Here is a 17,100-nt window from a genome sequence, read left to right as displayed (position 1 = left end):
CTACACCTCAAAATCCGAATGTTGTGTCATTAATATAACAGTTTTATACGGATTTAATCAAGTAGCGTTCCGTCACCAAGCAGGCGTACAACGTAGACGTCCTCACAGAAGCCTCTAAGACCGTTATAGATACGATGAGCACGAGACTCTTGTTGGACCAATCCAAACACTGTAGGACCGCTCCCGCTCATTAAGACTGCATCCGCTCCAAATTCTTTCATATGATTCTTTAACTGATTCACTTCGGGGTGAAGCTTCGTCGTCACCCCTTCTAATACGTTACCTAGATTGGCACAAATCCCTTCGTAATCTTCCGCATCGAGCGCCTCGATCATCTTAGGGATATTCGGGTGCTCCGCTTCATTTAAATCCAGCTGTTGATAGATCGTTTGGGTGGATACCCCAACAGTTGGTTTCGCTAGGACAACCCAACAAGCAGGAGGAGGAGTGAGCTGCTGGATGTTCTCGCCTCTTCCTGTCGCTAGTGCAGTCCCTCCATGAACACAAAACGAGACATCAGAACCAATATGGCTTCCAAGTTCCGCTAACGTATCAAGCGATAACTCTAAATCCCAGAGACGATTCAATCCTCTAAGCGTCGCAGCCGCATCACTACTCCCGCCCGCCAAGCCTGCAGCTACCGGAATATACTTCTCCATATAAATCTCTACGCCTTCGTTTATTCTATATGTATCTTTAAGCAACTTCGCTGCCTTATAAGCTAAATTTCGTTCATCATTTGGCACGAATCTGTTCTCCGACACAATCCGAATTTCATTTTCTTTGAGTGGGCTCAGTTCAATACGGTCTGATAGATCTACTGTTGTCATCACCATTTCAACCTCATGATAACCGTCCGGTCGTTTATACAGTACGTCTAATGCTAAGTTAATTTTCGCTGGAGCCTTTTCTAACAATCGCATCTCATCACCTGCTTTATCCCATGTATCGTATCAAATTGTACCATACAATTGAAAAAAGGGGACAGACCCCTTATTCGGATCTGCCCTCTGATAGCCTTGTTTGTGCAAGTTGTACGGCTCGCTTCGTCATGTTACCAGCGTCACGAGCTGAAATCCCACCGTACCCCTCTTCTTTCACAACGTCGTAAAACCCTAAGTCCTTTGCAAGTTCCTCTTTAAAACGATCTGACATCATGCCTCTTCGTCTACCCAAAGAGAAGCTCCCCTTTCGTTTGTAGCGTCACGACAACCTTATGATTCGCATAATCGCAGTCGTTTACACTACCGCTTCTTGGGGACAAAGGAATATATGTACAAGATAAAACAAAGCAGTAAACGGACGTTTACTGCTCCAACACAACACGATTCAATTCTTCATTAAAGCTAAGTTCTACTGTTTCCGTTAGTACATCGGCGTAGCTGTAGGAAACTCGCTCAAAAGAGTTTTGTTCCTGGTCCAATTCCACAATAAACACAGCTGGATAAGTTTCTGCAAGTACTCCACTGCGTTCAATGGTTTTCCTTCTTCCACCATTGGCCTTTAACGTCAAACGTTTTCCAATTTGTTCATCAAGAGAATGTTTGATTTCTGCTAATGTCTTCGCCACTACACTCCACCTCACATATACTTACTATACCACAGGCGAGAAAATGAGTCAAATAAAACTTTTTATTATAGCAGTTAGACAAAAACTATGTCAATGCTATTTCGTCCTTTTCCACTCTATAATTATTCTTTCTAAGTTTTCGACAAATTATGTATGATTCCAAATAAAAAAACCATCAAATTTCGTTGATGGTTTTCATATCAAATGGTAAATCTGGTTGATCATCAGATTCGTACGGCATACCTGTTCTCATTAACCCTCGCGTTTCTACTCCGCCTAGACCACGCTCACCAGTCAATGTGTTACGAAGAACGTCATGTACGTTAACCTTATCCATGAAAGGCGTATAACTAATCTTAGCAATGATATAGACAGGATCAAGCGCATGGATGTTAATCCGTGAAGGAGAACTGGCGAAGTTTGCACCAGCCCGAATTAACGATTCAAAGTGAGATTGGCAAGCACCAGCAAAGATAATCATTTGGTCTAAGTGCGGTACCTTGCGCCTCGCTTCCCTCACGGTTTCTACGAAATATTTAGAATGGCGGTAGGCGTTAAGGTCGCTTTTTTGCCCTTTGTTCTTTGAGAATGCATCATGACCCGTAATGACAACTACATCCGGGTTAATCTTATCGATTAAATCGCCAATTTGATGGGCCATTTCCTTCTCATTCACATGAACTCCATGAACCTGAAGGCCGAGCTGTTGATAGAGCTCGATGCATTTTCGAAGATACAAACGATCTCCGTCTAAGTGGAGCACGCGAGATGGAAGCTGGAAGTACTGCGTCTTCTGCTTATAGCCTGAAGTGGCATCATACTCTCGTCGCCTTCTCATCAATTGATAATCTTGGCGAAATAGCCGAAACGAATAATCTTCCTGCTCTTTGACCGCCTCTTTTATCTTGCGAAGCTCATCTGTATTTACCTTTGTTAAATCCTCTACTGGTGCATCAGCTTCAAGGCGCAGATCCTCGCCGTATAATCGCACAAGATGACCATCTATCGCGTAGACGCGAAAGAGTAGGTCATGCCCATATGAAATACGTGTTACTAAGTCACCCTGTTGTAGCACGTAACTCCCTCCCTATACCAAAAACTTTCTTATGGTAGCCTATGTAAGGAGGGGAAGAGTGTGCCTTATAAATAAGCTCTTATAGCTTGATCTAACTCTGCATATTCTTGAATAGATAACGACTCCCCACGACGCTTAGGCTCGATTCCGGCGTTCTCGAGCGCCTGGCGCAGATCCTCTTTCTCAATCTGACCCTTAAAGTGACGAGATAAATTATTCATAATGGTCTTCCTACGCTGGGCGAAGCAGGAACGGATTAAATCGAAGAAGAAGTCTTCGTCTTCTACCTGAACAGGCGGTTCGTTCCTAAGTGTAAGACGAAGAACGGAAGAATCCACATTTGGCTGAGGCATAAAGGATGTCTTCGGTACATTCATAACTACTTTAGCTTCTGTGTAATATTGAACAGCAATTGACAAGGAACCGTAGCTCTTCGTATTCGGACCCGCTGCCATACGATCTGCCACTTCTTTCTGAATCATCACTGTTATATCCTCAACAGGAAGTTTCTCCATTAGAAGTTTCATTAGGATAGGTGTAGTGATGTAGTAGGGAAGGTTCGCAACCACTTTAATGGATTGACCTTCAGCGAAATGTTCTTTGATTAGCGAATGAACATCCGCTTCTAAAATGTCTTTGTGTATGATGGATACATTGTCATATGGACTCAACGTATCATCCAAGATAGGCAACAAGCGCTGATCAATCTCGAAGGCAAGCACACGGTCGCCGTGACGAGCAAGTTGTTCGGTTAACGCACCAATACCAGGGCCAATTTCAATTGCCCCTGCTTCTTCTGTTACACCAGCATGTTTTACAATATTCTCTAGTATATTTACATCAATCAAGAAATTCTGCCCTAGACTTTTCTTAAATGAGAAGCCATATTTCTGTAAGATTTCTTTTGTTCTCTTTGGTGTTGATATTGCTTTATAATCCGTCATTCTACAATTTCCTCCTGCAAGATCTCATCCATCGCCTTGATGAACTCTCCTCTTGTAATTTCAAACATAGATAAGCGCTTGTAGAGCTGCTTTCCATTGGTGTATCCAATCTTCAGCTTACTTCCAAGCTTTTGTCTACGGTCTTTCGCTTTGGCACCGCCATTTAACCCGAAGATAACAAGGTCTTCTCGCGTTATATCTGTTTCATACGTTTCTGTCATTTCATAGACACTTTGAAGGGCTTCACGTACCGCTTCCGGGCTCGCATGCTCGACTCCAAGGGAACCTTTCCCTTTCGCTAATGCCTCTTTCCTCGGCAGAAAAGCGTGCTTACAACCAGGAACAGCTTGTGTAATGATATGCCGTATACGCTCCCCAGGATAATCAGGGTCTGTGAAGATAATGACTCCACGTTTTTCTTGAGCGTGTTTAATTTGCTCGAGCACTGTGTGATTCACAGCTGACCCGTTCGTTTCAATTGTGTCTGCATCAACCGCGCGATGAACGTTGACTGTGTCGTCTCGACCTTCGACCACAATAACTTCTTTTATTTTCACTTGTTCACCCTCCAATGATACAGAATTCTTACCTAGTTATAACACGAAGCGTGTAAAAAGAAAATGCACGCCGTATGAAGGGCATAAAAAAAGAAGCAGAGCGTACTCTGCTTCTTACTTCAATATACGAACACGAACTTGTTTACGACCAAAACTTCTTGCTTGGCCTTGATTCGGGATGAACAAATCAATTTTGTTCCCTTTAATGGCAGAACCAGTATCTCCAGCAACAGCATACCCATAACCCTCAACCCAAACCTTTGTACCAAGTGGGATGACACTAGGGTCAACCGCCACTACCTTTTGATTCGGATTTGCTTTTAGGTTAATTCCTGTTGAAGTAATTCCACTGCAACCACTACAATTCGCTGTATAAGCAGTAGCGGTCATGTAGATTTCTTTCTTTGCTCCATTATTATTACGAGAGATGGTTTCACTCTTATTAGAAGTAGTCGATACGGACGTTGTAGCTGGTGTGCTTACTTTTGTTCCCACTGCTACAATTCGATCGCGGCTTTCAGAAACCGTTTCTTCTTTAACGAGCTTACGGCTTACTTCCTCACCATTTTCTAATATAACTTCATAATGCTTCTCCATCTTTCCTTCTTGGCCTGACTCAACGACTTGCTCTTTCCCTTTGGACAAGGAATTGTCGTTACGCTTGACAGTAGCGTAGTTCACCGCTTCTTCAACTACGTCTGTTACTTTCTCGACGCGAGTGATCGTAACGGTCTGTCCAGTCTTCAATGCATCCGATGATTCCAAATTCACTTTATCTAATTCACCAAGCTCAACGCTTTGTTCTTGTAAGAATTCATCAACGTTGTCTTTCGTTGTCCATAAATCTTCTTGTTCTCCGCCGTCATTAAGCGTTACTTGGATGGCTCGATCAACCTCGATGATCAACCCTTCTTGGATGGAATCCGTCTCCGCTCTGTCCATGATGTCATGTTCAGCTAAGGATATGTCATTCTCCTCCAGGAATTGTTGTACCGTATCTGCCGTAGTGAAGTATTGCTTCTCTTCACCATTTGTCGTGACGGTCACTTCTTTAGCAGATTCGTATGTAATCTGCATGCCGTTTTTCAATTTTTCTTCTTTGTTGTGGGATAATGTATCGTATGATTCAACATGAATGTCTTGAGATTCTAGTAATTGTCCTACGTTGTCGGCATGTGTACGCACGCTTTGTACTTTATCATTTGCGCGTAACGTGACTTCGGCTTTCGTAGCTTGATAGGTTAATGTTCCAAGTAAGGCAAAAAACACGATGGCACTTACCAGCGATAACACAACTTTTTTCATAATTTGCCTCCTTTAGTTACGCGTTTGATTATAGCCACTGGCTGACAAGCAAGTCAATTACAGAGAGATTACAATCACATTACATCGAATTACCTACCCCCACAAAACCTTGTCCCCATAAGAAAAGAGCCAAGTACACTTATGTACTTGACTCTCATGCTAACTAGTAGATTCTCATTATCTAGCGGTCAATCTTAAATACGTCAAAGGCGTTAGCTGTTGTTTTTTCAGCTACTTCTTCAATTGAAATCCCTTTAATTTCCGCAATTTTCTCTGCCACCAAATTTACGTAAGATGGTTCATTTCTTGTACCACGATTTGGATGTGGCGCTAAGAATGGACAGTCTGTTTCAATGAGCAATTGCTCAAGAGGTATTTCTTCCGCCACCTCTTTAGGTTTCTTCGCGTTTTTAAACGTTACTGGACCGCCGAGGGAGATATAGAAGTTCATATCGACACATTTCTTTGCGATTTCGACAGAACCACTGTAGCAGTGCATAATGCCTCCTACTTCCTTCGCGTCCTCTTCTTCCAATAGGTCGACGATATCTTGAGTCGCTTCACGATTATGAATGATAATTGGCATATTTACTTTCTTAGCCAAACGAATCTGTTTACGGAACACTTCTTTCTGGACATCAACCGGCGACTTATCCCAGTGATAATCAAGCCCCATCTCACCAATCGCCACTACCTTAGGATGACTTGAGAGTTCCTCAATCCATTCAAGGTCTGACTCTTCCATGTCAATGGCATCAACAGGGTGCCATCCTACAGCAGCATAAATATCTTCGTGAGACTCTGCAATCTCAATTGCGAGTGGAATCGTTTCGCGGTCGAACCCAACAACGACCATATAGTGTACACCAGCTTCTCTAGCTCGTTTGATGACTTCCTCTCTGTCTTCATCGAATTGTTGAGCATTTAAGTGTACGTGAGTATCAAATAGCATGGTGGAAGTCTCCTTTGTTTAGAGTTTGCCCTTAGTGTAACACCTTTCCCACTTTTTCAACACGACATGCGAGAAAGAGGGACTTTTGTAAAAAGCCCCTCTTTCAATCTGTCTCTTATTTAACACGTGTACCGTTCGGCAAGGATTGGTCTATAGAAGCAAGAGACAATGTTCCATTCTCATCATCGCCCGCTAATACCATTCCTTGAGATAGTTCACCACGTAGCTTAACAGGTTTTAGATTTGTCACACAGACCACTTTCTTCCCGATTAAATCTTCAGGGGAATAATGTTGTGCGATTCCTGATACCACCTGACGTTTCTCAGTACCTAAGTCGAGCTGAAGGCGAAGAAGCTTATCCGCTTTAGGGTGTTTGTCCGCTTCCACAACTTCTGCCACGCGCAGATCCACCTTCATGAAATCATCAATTGCAATTTCATTGGATTCATCCGCTTCTTCTTCCGTTTCAGGCTCAGGAGTTCCACCCTTCATCATGCTCTTAATCAATTGCGTTTCTTCCTCTGTATCAAGACGAGGGAAGATCGGCTCTCCTTTTTGAACTTGTGTACCTGCAGGAATTTGTCCAAACTCGTTCAAGCTGTCCCATACTAGGTAACCCTCATCTTCAATTCCAAGTTGCTCAAGGATGCGCTTAGGCGTGCGCGTCATGAATGGCTGTAGCATAACCGCAATATGGCGGATTGATTCAGCTAAGTGAGCCATCACGTTGCCAAGACGCTCTTTCTGAGATTCATCTTTCGCAAGCACCCATGGAGTTGTCTCATCGATGTACTTGTTCGTACGACTTACGAAGGACCACAGATTTACAAGCGCAACAGAGAACTGCATGTTGTCCATCGCTTCTTCAACTGACTCTTTCGTTTCCTTCGCCGCTTGCTCAAGAGACTGGTCAACTTCTGTCTCTCCTGCTTTCAGACTTGGAATTTGCCCGTCAAAGTATTTCCCAATCATCGCAACAGTACGGTTCACAAGGTTTCCTAAATCGTTCGCCAAATCGAAGTTTGTGCGCTCAACGAATCCTTCAGGTGTAAATACGCCATCAGAACCAAATGGAACTTCACGAAGTAAATAATAACGAAGAGGATCTAAACCGTAGCGGTCGATTAAGTCGTTCGGGTCCACCACGTTCCCTTTGGATTTAGACATCTTGCCATCTTTCATTAGAATCCAGCCATGAGCAAATACTTGCTTCGGTAGAGGAAGATCCAATGCCATAAGCATGATTGGCCAGTAAATAGTATGGAAACGTACAATCTCTTTACTCATAAGGTGCACGTCTGCCGGCCAGAATTTCTGATAAATTTCGTCATTATCAGTACCATACCCAAGAGCCGTAATATAGTTGCTCAATGCGTCAATCCATACATAAATCACGTGCTTCGGATCGTTTGGAACTTTTACGCCCCAGTCAAAGGATGTTCTTGAAATGGCCAAGTCTTCAAGGCCTGGTTTAATGAAGTTGTTGATCATTTCATTCTTACGGCTTTCAGGTTGAATGAAATGTGGATTCTGTTCGTAGAATTCAAGAAGTTGATCAACGTATTTACTCATCTTGAAGAAATAGGATTCTTCTTTAACCTTCTCTACTTCGTTCCCACAGTCCGGGCAACGACCATCTACCAATTGACGTTCAGTAAAGAATGATTCACAAGAAGTACAATACCAACCTTCATACTGATCAAGGTAGATATCACCTTTCTCTAGTAAATAGGAGAAGATTTTCTCGACTACTTCTGTGTGACGAGATTCTGTTGTACGAATGAAGTCATCAATTGAAATGTCCATCTTCGACCAAAGGTCTTTAATTCCACTTACAATCTCATCAACATACTGTTGTGGGGTAACCCCTTTATCTTCTGCTTTTCTCTGGATCTTCTGGCCGTGTTCGTCTGTACCTGTTAAATACATGACTTCATAGCCTCTCAATCGTTTATATCGAGCCATTGCATCGCCTGCAACAGTCGTATACGCATGACCAATGTGCAAGTTTCCGCTTGGATAGTAGATTGGTGTCGTAATGTAGAATGTGTTCTTTTCTTCTGGCATAAAGCACCCTCCTTAATCAATATGTAAATCTTTATAACAAAAAATCCCGCCCAAGGGACGAGAGATTCATATTTCAAGTGTCCGTTCTCTTTGGACCCATCTCTTCTATTTTACTTGTTCACATGCATTATTGCCAACTCTAACAGAAAACTATACAAAATAGAGGTTTTCTATGTCAACAAATGGATGTCACCTAGAGTCGTTCGACATTTACTACGCTAACCGAAGGAATTTCATGTCGAAATATGTCGAAAATATGTAAAAATGTCATTAGAATTTTTGCCCAATTATGTGAATGGTCTTTATGAAATATTTTGTGCTTTTCGCTTGATATCAGGGATGATAGCGTTTATAGTTGTAAATATCTTGAACACAAAGGCAGATTAAAGAATTGACATCCATGGGAATGACTGGTACTATATGAGGTATAAGGATGTCGAATCCTGTCTAAATAAAAAGAGAAAAAACTTTTGAGGTTGAGAGGAGAATTATAATGAAATCTACTGGTATTGTACGTAAAGTAGACGAACTAGGCCGTGTGGTGATTCCAATTGAACTTCGCCGTACTCTAGGAATCAATGAAAAGGACGCTCTAGAAATCTACGTAGACGACGACCGTATCGTACTTAAAAAGTATAAGCCGAACATGACTTGCCACATTACTGGTGAAGTGTCTGACGACAACATGTCACTAGCTGGCGGCAAATTAGTTCTAAGCCAAGAAGGCGCAGAAGAGCTAATTAAAGAAATTCAATCTAACATGGATAAATAATAGATATAAAAAAACTGGTTAACAAAAAGGCTGAATCTCAACTGAGATCAGCCTTTTGTTTTATTCATCAATATGATAAGCCTGATACACGTCACGCTTTGGAACATCACGGTCTTTAGATGCTTGCTTAATCGCATCCTTACTAGACATGTTCTCTTCCATATAGAACTCTACATGCTCTTTCATCGACAAGTGTTCCCACCAGCTATGCTCTTCAACCTCAGGTGAAGAATTGCCCTCAACAACGATACAAAACTCACCCCTAACCTCATGGCTGTTTAACCAACTCAACAATTCTTCTGCCGTCCCTCTTGCATATTCCTCATAACGTTTCGTTAATTCTCGTGCAAGTGCAATGGCCCGGTCACCAAACACTTCTCCCAACTGCTTCACCGTCTCTTTAATTCGGTGGGGAGATTCATAAAATACAAGCGTAAATGGATGATTAACTAATCCTTCTAATTCCTCTTTCAACTCTTTCTTCTTCCGCGGAAGGAAGCCATAGAAAGAGAAGCGCTCTGTATCAAGTCCAGACCCAACTAGCGCTACTAGTGCGGCATTGGCTCCTGGTAGTACAATTGTTTGGATGCCTTCTACAGCAGCACGTTTTACAAGGTCAAAGCCTGGGTCTGATACAGCCGGCATCCCCGCATCACTTACGACAGCCATGCTTTTTCCCTCTTTTATTTGTTGGATGAGTCCCTCTTCTTTATCATGCTTGTTATGCTCGTGATAACTAATCAACGGCGTAGAAAGTTGAAAGTGATTCATTAATTTCCTTGTTTGTCTTGTATCCTCTGCTGCAATGACGTCTACCTCACCCAATATGCGTAACGCACGATAGGTGATGTCTTCTAAGTTCCCTATGGGTGTAGGCACAATATAAAGTGCTCCATATCCTTCCTCATTTGGTTGAAAGCTTTGTTGAATACTCATGAGTTCAGCCCTTCCTTATACACAGCAATGAGCGCCAACTTCTGCTGCTTCGTTAACCGCTTAATGCGATGTTCTTCACGTAATGCGTCCCCTTTATGGTCGAAATGACTCACATACACGGCCTGTACCGGACCTCGACCTCTCGTATACTTGGCACCCTTTCCCTCATTGTGCATCTGTACACGCCTAGTTAAATCATTGGTGTAACCCGTATAGATGGTCCCATCGCTGCATGACAACATGTAGACGGTATGCTTATTTTCCATACAAGATCTCCTGCATCTCCTCCGTATAAGTGCCATCCTGATGGTACACATAAAGAGGTGGTAAGAGCTTTACATCAGGCTTGCCATCACGCATGCCTTCGATTAACACCATATTGGCTTCCTTGTCATGCTTTGGATGTACTAGTCGAATACGCTTAGGTTCAATCTTGTATTTACGGAACAGTTCAATTAAGTCAATCAAGCGGTTCGGACGATGTACCATGGCAACTTTGCCACCAGAGCGCGCTAGAATTCCAATTGACTTAACAATCGACTCTAAATCGCCATGAATTTCATGACGAGCGATTGCGTGGTGCTCATTTTCATTAAGCTGGTCGACTTTCGGTGTCTGAAAGTAAGGTGGGTTACAGGTGACCATGTCGAATTTACCGTTCCCCAATAGCTTCGGCATGTCTCGTATATCTCCGTGTACAAAGTCCACCTGTTCTTGAAGCTTATTGTACTCCATTGTACGTCTAGCCATATCTACTAATCGTTCTTGAATCTCCACGCCCGTAATTTGAGCGTTTGATCGTCTCGTTAGAAATAATGGGATAACACCATTTCCAGAGCATACGTCTAAGATTTTCCCACGCTTAACAGGCACCCCAGCAAAATTGCCAAGGAGAACCGCGTCTAAAGAAAATGAGAACACAGTTGGACTTTGGATAATGCGAATCTCTTCTTCCGCTAACAGATAGTCTAACCGTTCGTCTTCTCGTAGTTGTACCATGTTACTCGCTCCTTATACTCTAGCTGCATCAGTAACGTAAGAAAACCTTGCTACCAGAGGCAGCAAGGTCATCGTATCCTACGTCATTTCTTTTTATTTAAGAAGGATAGACAGAATAAGCAATCTTCATTGCGAGGGCTACCAAAATGAAGGTTGCAAATGTGAAATCCTTCTTCGTATAAACGGGCTAAATTATCATAACCCTCTCCTACAAGCTCCCCTTTTAGTTCTGAGTTCTTCTCGTAGGATTCGTCATAGTCATGACTTCCTTGATCAAGCCGTTGACGTAGATGGTGATTCTCTACGCTTAGGTGTTGGTTTTCCTCAAGTAGGGCGACCAGATGATTCTTTAAATCACCTAATTGCTGATAGAGTTGTCCAATCTGCTCTTCCATATGAGTGACTTGTTCAAATATTTCTTTTTTATTCACGCTGTGATCCACCCCATCATTCCGTGGCTTGCGTTGGTACTGCCCCTTCTTTTTGGAGTTCATCTTGGGAGTACTCAAGCACACGTTCTGCGTTACGAACATCCACCTGTACAATCCGCTCCAGGATATTTAGGCCCACTACTCGTCCTTGACCTTGAGGCGTCATGACATTCTCGCCTATGTCTGGCAATACCTCTTTTGCTTCCTCATAATCGTCATTCTCGTATTTTAAGCAACACATTAAGCGTCCACATAGACCTGAGATTTTAGCAGGGTTTAGAGAGAGGTTTTGATCCTTTGCCATCTTGATGGATACTGGCTCAAAGTCTCCAAGGAAGGTGGAGCAACAAAGCATACGTCCACAAGGTCCAATTCCACCAAGCATTTTGGCTTCATCGCGAACACCAATTTGTCTTAATTCTATTCGAGTTCTAAATACAGAAGCAAGATCTTTAACGAGGTTTCGGAAATCTACACGACCATCCGCTGTGAAGTAAAAGATTACTTTGTTTCGGTCAAATGTATACTCAACTTCTACTAGCTTCATGTCTAGTTTATGTTCATTAATCTTCTTCGAACATACCTGATAGGCTTCCACAGCATTTTCCTTGTTTTCCTCTACAACTAATTTATCTTTATCATCCGCAATTCGAATGACTTGTTTCAAAGGTAAGACAACGTCGTCTTCCTCTACTTCTTTGTTGCCAACGACTACCTTCCCGAATTCAATCCCACGAACGGTTTCTACAATGACGTAATCATTGGTCGATATTGTGAGATTTCCAGGAGAGAAGTAGTACACTTTTCCGGCTTGTTTAAATCGTACGCCTACAACTTCAACCAATCATATCACCTCTGTATCTGTAGCGTAAGCTGTTCCATTACCAAGGTCGGGTGTACATTTGAATGAAGATTGCGTTTCGCCTCTAATATATGGGTTAATGCATCCGTCGCAAATTGCTTAGACCATTGATATGAACTCTTTTGAATGCGTTCTTTCTCTTGTATAAAAATAATGGCTGCCTCGTTTTCGACATGCTCATACACCAGGTCTTTAAACCAAATCATCAATAAGTCTAGACCTTTACTATGAGCTTCTCGGTCTTGAAAATGGGGCATCCATTCATTATGAATAAATAGTAGCGCTTCATCAGGCTTACTTTGCAAGATTTCAATTAATTGTATCACTATCTTTCTTGCCTTAGCAAACCACTCATCACGACTTAATTCGACAGCTTCATCCAGATTGTTCGTCAACGATGCAAGCAAGCGAGCAGTTGCTTCATTTATTCCTTCCTCCATAAGCCGATTCTCTAAATTCTTAGCGTTCAATGGTTGAAAGGACAGAATCTGACAACGAGACCGAATCGTGTCGAGAATAGATTGGCCATTTTCAGTGAGAAGGATAGCCATGGTCTGTCGATTTGGCTCTTCCAGAAATTTAAGTAACCGGTTAGCCGCATTTGCCGTCATCTTATCAGCATCTTGAACAATATAGACCTTCTGATTTGATTCTAAGCCTGTATACGTGAATTCCTTCTGTAGATGAAGGATTTGTTCTTTCTTGATGGATTGTCCTTCTGCTACAATCTCATGAACATCTGGGTGGTTCCCTGATTGTATTCGATGACAATCTTTACAACGTTGACATGGTTCAACCCCATCTCGATTCGAACAGAAGAAGCTCTGAGTTAAAAGAGAACTCATTTCCCTTTTCCCTGTTCCCCTTGCTCCTTGAAACAGATAGGCGTGAGAGACGCGGTCTTTCTGAATACTGTTCGTTAGCATCTTCGTAACTTTGGGTTGAATCTGACTCATTTCGGACCATGTTCTCACACTTTCACGACCTTACGTATATAAATTTACTAATAATCCTTTAATCTCACCGATAATCCCTAGCAAATCAATGGATTTCTTCTCTTGCTCCATAAGGCTGTCTGTCAGCTCTGTTAACTTCTCATCAATCGCTTCAACAACAGTCATTTTACGACTTTGTCCATACATGTTAAAGCTCTGACTTTGTTTCAAGCTTACCCCATGTTGAACCGTTTCTTCTAAAAAGGACTTAACGAGGCGCTTATACTTCGCGAGATCTTGAAATGAACGGAACCTCGCAAGTTTCTCTCCTTGCTTCGTCACATGATCAAGTAATCGGTTCAATTCTTCCTGACGCAATTGGTTTGTCTGTACTTGGACCATAGACCCAAATTGTTTCGTAGATGGGGTGGCACGTTTTGTATTTGCTTGACCAGTCTCCATTTGCGTACGAAGATCTTGTGCAATTTTCATGACGCGTAACTCCCTCTATGTCTTGCTTAAAATTGAAAGAAAGATTCGATTGGCAACACAAATACAGTCGCCCCGCCTACTTCAACTTGTACAGGCTTCGGTATATAAGAGTCTGCATTGCCTCCCATAGGAGAGATCGGTGCGACCATCTGCTCTCTTTGGCTACAATTATCTCGGATGATGTCTAAGACACCATCAACGTTTTCGTCATTTACCCCAATCATGAGCGTCGTATTTCCAGCCTTCAGAAATCCGCCCGTTGACGACAACTTCGTGGACTGATAGTTGTGCTCGGTTAAGGCATCTGTTAATCGATTTGTATCTTTATCTTGAACGACCGCGAGAATTAGCTTCAACGCCGCCCCTCCTTCTTTAGTACTCATTTACTTCTATTATAACAAGAATAAGAAGGATTACGAATGGAAGAAGTACATAATTTTACAATAAATCTTCAATACGTCCTTCTACATCCGCCACGACTTCTGTCAGTGGACGCAGTGCATCTACCTTTTGAATGCGCTCAGAGAATTGCTTCGCCAATAAATCATAGGCTTCTGCTACGTGTTGGTGAAACGATAATTTCTCTAGGTCCAGACGGTTCTTTTCTCTTGTATCGTTCGCTTGAATTCGCTTTAAACCTTCTTCTGGCGGTATATCGAAGAGAAAGGTTGCAGATGGCATACATGTCTCAATTGCAAATTCATTTATCTTATATACTTCTTCCATGCCAAGACCTCTCGCATATCCTTGATAAGCTAAACTGCTATCAATAAATCGATCGCATAGTACAATCTTACCTTCTTGAAGTGCTGGAAGGACAACCTCTACTAAGTGCTGGCGTCTCGCCGCTGCATAAAGAAGGGCTTCCGTCCGACCATCCATCTTTGTATGAGTCGGATTTAGAATCACTTCCCTAATCTGCTCAGCTATATAAACCCCTCCAGGCTCCCGTGTTACGACTACCGGCAAGCCTTTCGCTGTTAAATTGTCTTTTATTTGTTGGAGGACAGTGGTTTTCCCTGCACCCTCTCCACCTTCAAATGTTATAAAGATTCCGTTCACATTAAAACTCCTTCTATCTTTCGTATATGAGTAAACCCTTTTGTAAATTGCATTCACTGGACTGGATGTGGAGATTACTTTGTTGTAATCTGCGCAGTTCGTTAATTTGACCCTCTGTTATGATTTCCCCTTTTGCAATAAGAGGGATTCCAGGTGGATAGGGAATAACCGAACATGCCGAAAGTTGTCCAACTGCTTCTTCAGCAGTCACCTCTTTTGTCACCCAGTGCTTCAATTGTTGATAAGGATAAGGCATTCTTGTAATAGCAGGATAGTTCATTACCTCAGTTTCTATTGTAGCATGATTTCCTTGCATACTTTTTAATGAGTTGTGCGCCTTCTCCCACCTTTTTTCGATCGTGTTCAGTTCGGAGTAATCTAAACCATGGACGAGAAGGATATGAGAATCTTGTACAAGCTCAGGGAAGAGCCCTACCCCTTCTAATCGTCTCGCTATTTCTTGCCCATTATACCCCTCTTGCACCCTTAACGTGGTTTTGAAAGGGTCATCGGTTGCATGGTGAGGGATGACTTCATAATGGTGAGGCGAGGCCATGAGTTTACGTTCAGTTTCAATCCGTTCTAAGATCCGCCCTATCTCCTTTTCATCTAAAGAAGCTAAGTAGGCCCGAGATAAATCAAGAGAGGCCATAATTGGATAAGAGGGGCTACTCGACTGAATCAATTGTAGATAATGCTGAATACGATTTATGTCTACACGCGATGAGCAATGATGCAGAAATGCTCCCATTGTCATAGCAGGAGCCATCTTATGGGCAGAGTGCACAACGATGTCAGCACCTAACTCTATAGCTGATGAAGGAAGACGAGGGTCGAGATGAAGATGCACTCCATGAGCCTCGTCCACAATCACCGGTATATCGAATTGATGTGCATAGTCTATGATTGATTTTAAGTCATAGGTATTCCCATAATAATCTGGGTACGTTAGCACGATTGCACTTGCATCTTGGAACTGTTCAACAGCTTCTATTACATCTTCTACATGTAAATCATGATATAGACCTGTTCGCACACTGTATCTTGGTGCTATCAGTACGGTCGATGCGCCTGAAAGCTCGAGTCCATTGTAAATCGATTTATGACTGTTCCGCTGAATTAGGATTGGTCCTTCCCGTTCCGAAGCAGCAAGCACTGAAGCTAAATTTCCAGCAGTACTCCCTCCTACCAAGAAGTAGCTGGCCCGACTCCCAAAATGTGTTGAGGCAAGTTCTTGTGCTTCTTGAATCACTCCTCCTGGTTCATGTAAATCATCTAGCCCACTTATTTCAGTTAAATCAATTGATAGAATATCTTGAAATAAGGTTTTCCCTCTTTCATAGAATACATTTCCGTTCTTATGTCCAGGAACGTGATAGCTTGTGGCTCCCTTCCATCTATGTTTCACTAACGTTTCATATAGCGGTGTCCTTTGGTGTTCAATCATAGATAAGGCTCCTTTTTATTAATAGCTATATACGAGAATATCATGAAAGGTTAAGAAGACATAAAAAAACCGAACATCATTGTCCGGTCCTCTTACGAATATTGTGTAGCTTGTTTTAACACTCGTAGCTTCTTCAAGAAGTAGGTATATTTCGGGTCGTTTGGGTCTGTGTGAATCATTTCTTGCTCACATTCCCGGCATAGAAATACGTGAGTTAGCTTGTAGCCATCGTCTTTTTTCCGTTCGCAAATGACACAATGATTTTCTTGTTCCGCTTGGTTCAATTTCTCCCACCTCCGTAAGATTAGTTTCTCCTAATCTAACGAATGTTATACATTCTTTTACTCTAACAATCTCTGACTACTTATTAGTATGTGTAACACAATCAAATAGTGTCTGTACGAGTGAATTAGTACGAGACAGAGCAGAATTCATTTGTGACATGTTCTAAACTCCTCTTAGACACTAGAATGATGACCTATCTCATGTTCCCCGGTTTCTTCCCTTGAAACCTATAATCACAAAAAAACACCCTCTAGGAAGAACCTAGAAGGTGTTTTCAATTGCTGAGCGGCGTCCTACTCTTGCGGGGCGAACCCGACTACCATCGGCGCTGAAGAGCTTAACTGCTGTGTTCGGCATGGGAACAGGTGTGACCTCTTCGCTATCGCCACTCAACTTATATAGAAGGAT

At 42.4% G+C, this 17,100-nt stretch carries 21 protein-coding genes and 1 rRNA gene; 1 reads left to right on the top strand and 21 read right to left on the bottom strand.

Going from position 1 to position 17,100, the window contains the following annotated elements; translation table 11 throughout:
- Positions 1 to 53 precede the first annotated feature (53 nt).
- The 9 genes from ispE to metG all read right to left on the bottom strand — a co-directional run bounded on the left by ispE (position 54) and on the right by metG (position 8,471).
- Positions 54 to 923 (bottom strand): 4-(cytidine 5'-diphospho)-2-C-methyl-D-erythritol kinase, encoded by an 870-nt coding sequence (gene ispE / locus H513_RS0116180; protein ID WP_026801659.1) that lies wholly within the window; start codon positions 921 to 923, stop codon positions 54 to 56.
- A gap of 70 nt (positions 924 to 993) precedes the next feature.
- Entirely contained in the window at positions 994 to 1,176 is a 183-nt protein-coding gene (locus H513_RS0116175) for a small, acid-soluble spore protein, alpha/beta type (RefSeq protein ID WP_026801658.1), read from the bottom strand.
- A 130-nt stretch (positions 1,177 to 1,306) separates the two neighbouring features.
- Positions 1,307 to 1,570 carry a biofilm formation stimulator Veg gene (gene veg / locus H513_RS0116170; protein WP_026801657.1) on the bottom strand — a complete coding sequence of 88 codons (264 nt, stop codon included), beginning with the start codon at positions 1,568 to 1,570 and terminating at the stop codon, positions 1,307 to 1,309.
- 175 nt (positions 1,571 to 1,745) lie between these two features.
- Positions 1,746 to 2,645, bottom strand: coding sequence for a sporulation peptidase YabG (gene yabG / locus H513_RS20505; protein WP_036770498.1), 900 nt, complete (start codon positions 2,643 to 2,645; stop codon positions 1,746 to 1,748).
- 65 nt (positions 2,646 to 2,710) lie between these two features.
- Entirely contained in the window at positions 2,711 to 3,589 is an 879-nt protein-coding gene (rsmA, locus tag H513_RS0116160; protein WP_026801656.1) for a 16S rRNA (adenine(1518)-N(6)/adenine(1519)-N(6))-dimethyltransferase RsmA, read from the bottom strand.
- Positions 3,586 to 4,146 (bottom strand): ribonuclease M5, encoded by a 561-nt coding sequence (gene rnmV / locus H513_RS0116155; RefSeq protein WP_026801655.1) that lies wholly within the window; start codon positions 4,144 to 4,146, stop codon positions 3,586 to 3,588. The genes rsmA and rnmV overlap by 4 nt, the downstream gene beginning before the upstream one ends.
- A gap of 114 nt (positions 4,147 to 4,260) precedes the next feature.
- Positions 4,261 to 5,451 carry a G5 and 3D domain-containing protein gene (locus H513_RS0116150; protein ID WP_026801654.1) on the bottom strand — a complete coding sequence of 397 codons (1,191 nt, stop codon included), beginning with the start codon at positions 5,449 to 5,451 and terminating at the stop codon, positions 4,261 to 4,263.
- A gap of 181 nt (positions 5,452 to 5,632) precedes the next feature.
- A complete protein-coding gene (locus tag H513_RS0116145; protein ID WP_026801653.1) occupies positions 5,633 to 6,403 on the bottom strand; it encodes a TatD family hydrolase in 771 nt (256 codons plus the stop codon).
- A 115-nt stretch (positions 6,404 to 6,518) separates the two neighbouring features.
- The gene (metG, locus tag H513_RS0116140) at positions 6,519 to 8,471 is read right to left on the bottom strand and encodes a methionine--tRNA ligase (protein ID WP_026801652.1); all 1,953 of its coding nucleotides are present in this window, start codon (positions 8,469 to 8,471) and stop codon (positions 6,519 to 6,521) included.
- A gap of 487 nt (positions 8,472 to 8,958) precedes the next feature.
- Between metG and H513_RS0116135 the strand changes: the two genes are divergently transcribed.
- Positions 8,959 to 9,243 carry an AbrB/MazE/SpoVT family DNA-binding domain-containing protein gene (locus H513_RS0116135; RefSeq protein WP_197057419.1) on the top strand — a complete coding sequence of 95 codons (285 nt, stop codon included), beginning with the start codon at positions 8,959 to 8,961 and terminating at the stop codon, positions 9,241 to 9,243.
- A 60-nt stretch (positions 9,244 to 9,303) separates the two neighbouring features.
- On the opposite strand, the gene rsmI is transcribed toward H513_RS0116135, so the two are convergent.
- The 12 genes from rsmI to rrf form a co-directional block, all read right to left on the bottom strand.
- Positions 9,304 to 10,179, bottom strand: coding sequence for a 16S rRNA (cytidine(1402)-2'-O)-methyltransferase (gene rsmI, locus H513_RS0116130; RefSeq protein WP_026801650.1), 876 nt, complete (start codon positions 10,177 to 10,179; stop codon positions 9,304 to 9,306).
- Positions 10,176 to 10,445 carry a GIY-YIG nuclease family protein gene (locus H513_RS0116125; protein ID WP_026801649.1) on the bottom strand — a complete coding sequence of 90 codons (270 nt, stop codon included), beginning with the start codon at positions 10,443 to 10,445 and terminating at the stop codon, positions 10,176 to 10,178. The genes rsmI and H513_RS0116125 overlap by 4 nt, the downstream gene beginning before the upstream one ends.
- Positions 10,435 to 11,178, bottom strand: coding sequence for a tRNA1(Val) (adenine(37)-N6)-methyltransferase (locus tag H513_RS0116120; RefSeq protein WP_026801648.1), 744 nt, complete (start codon positions 11,176 to 11,178; stop codon positions 10,435 to 10,437). The genes H513_RS0116125 and H513_RS0116120 overlap by 11 nt, the downstream gene beginning before the upstream one ends.
- 83 nt (positions 11,179 to 11,261) lie before the next feature.
- Positions 11,262 to 11,573: a DNA replication initiation control protein YabA gene (yabA, locus tag H513_RS0116115; protein ID WP_407946630.1), complete on the bottom strand. Its 312-nt coding sequence runs from the start codon at positions 11,571 to 11,573 to the stop codon at positions 11,262 to 11,264.
- 52 nt (positions 11,574 to 11,625) lie between these two features.
- A complete protein-coding gene (locus H513_RS0116110) occupies positions 11,626 to 12,453 on the bottom strand; it encodes a PSP1 domain-containing protein (RefSeq protein WP_026801646.1) in 828 nt (275 codons plus the stop codon).
- Between the two features lie 5 nt (positions 12,454 to 12,458).
- Positions 12,459 to 13,445 (bottom strand): DNA polymerase III subunit delta', encoded by a 987-nt coding sequence (gene holB / locus H513_RS0116105; protein WP_026801645.1) that lies wholly within the window; start codon positions 13,443 to 13,445, stop codon positions 12,459 to 12,461.
- 12 nt (positions 13,446 to 13,457) lie between these two features.
- Positions 13,458 to 13,898, bottom strand: coding sequence for a YaaR family protein (locus H513_RS0116100; RefSeq protein ID WP_026801644.1), 441 nt, complete (start codon positions 13,896 to 13,898; stop codon positions 13,458 to 13,460).
- Positions 13,899 to 13,924: 26 nt separating this feature from the next.
- Positions 13,925 to 14,254 carry a cyclic-di-AMP receptor gene (locus tag H513_RS0116095; protein WP_026801643.1) on the bottom strand — a complete coding sequence of 110 codons (330 nt, stop codon included), beginning with the start codon at positions 14,252 to 14,254 and terminating at the stop codon, positions 13,925 to 13,927.
- An 82-nt stretch (positions 14,255 to 14,336) separates the two neighbouring features.
- The gene (tmk, locus tag H513_RS0116090) at positions 14,337 to 14,960 is read right to left on the bottom strand and encodes a dTMP kinase (RefSeq protein ID WP_026801642.1); all 624 of its coding nucleotides are present in this window, start codon (positions 14,958 to 14,960) and stop codon (positions 14,337 to 14,339) included.
- Between the two features lie 13 nt (positions 14,961 to 14,973).
- Positions 14,974 to 16,407, bottom strand: coding sequence for an aminotransferase class I/II-fold pyridoxal phosphate-dependent enzyme (locus tag H513_RS0116085; protein ID WP_026801641.1), 1,434 nt, complete (start codon positions 16,405 to 16,407; stop codon positions 14,974 to 14,976).
- Positions 16,408 to 16,499: 92 nt separating this feature from the next.
- Positions 16,500 to 16,691: a sigma factor G inhibitor Gin gene (locus H513_RS0116080; protein ID WP_026801640.1), complete on the bottom strand. Its 192-nt coding sequence runs from the start codon at positions 16,689 to 16,691 to the stop codon at positions 16,500 to 16,502.
- A 281-nt stretch (positions 16,692 to 16,972) separates the two neighbouring features.
- Positions 16,973 to 17,085 (bottom strand): 5S ribosomal RNA (rrf, locus tag H513_RS0116075).
- Positions 17,086 to 17,100 lie beyond the last annotated feature (15 nt).

It is taken from the genome of Pontibacillus halophilus JSM 076056 = DSM 19796 (assembly GCF_000425205.1).
GTDB lineage: Bacteria > Bacillota > Bacilli > Bacillales > BH030062 > Pontibacillus_A > Pontibacillus_A halophilus.
Note: the sequence above shows the minus strand (reverse complement) of the source record. Positions and strands in the feature narration are given on the sequence as shown.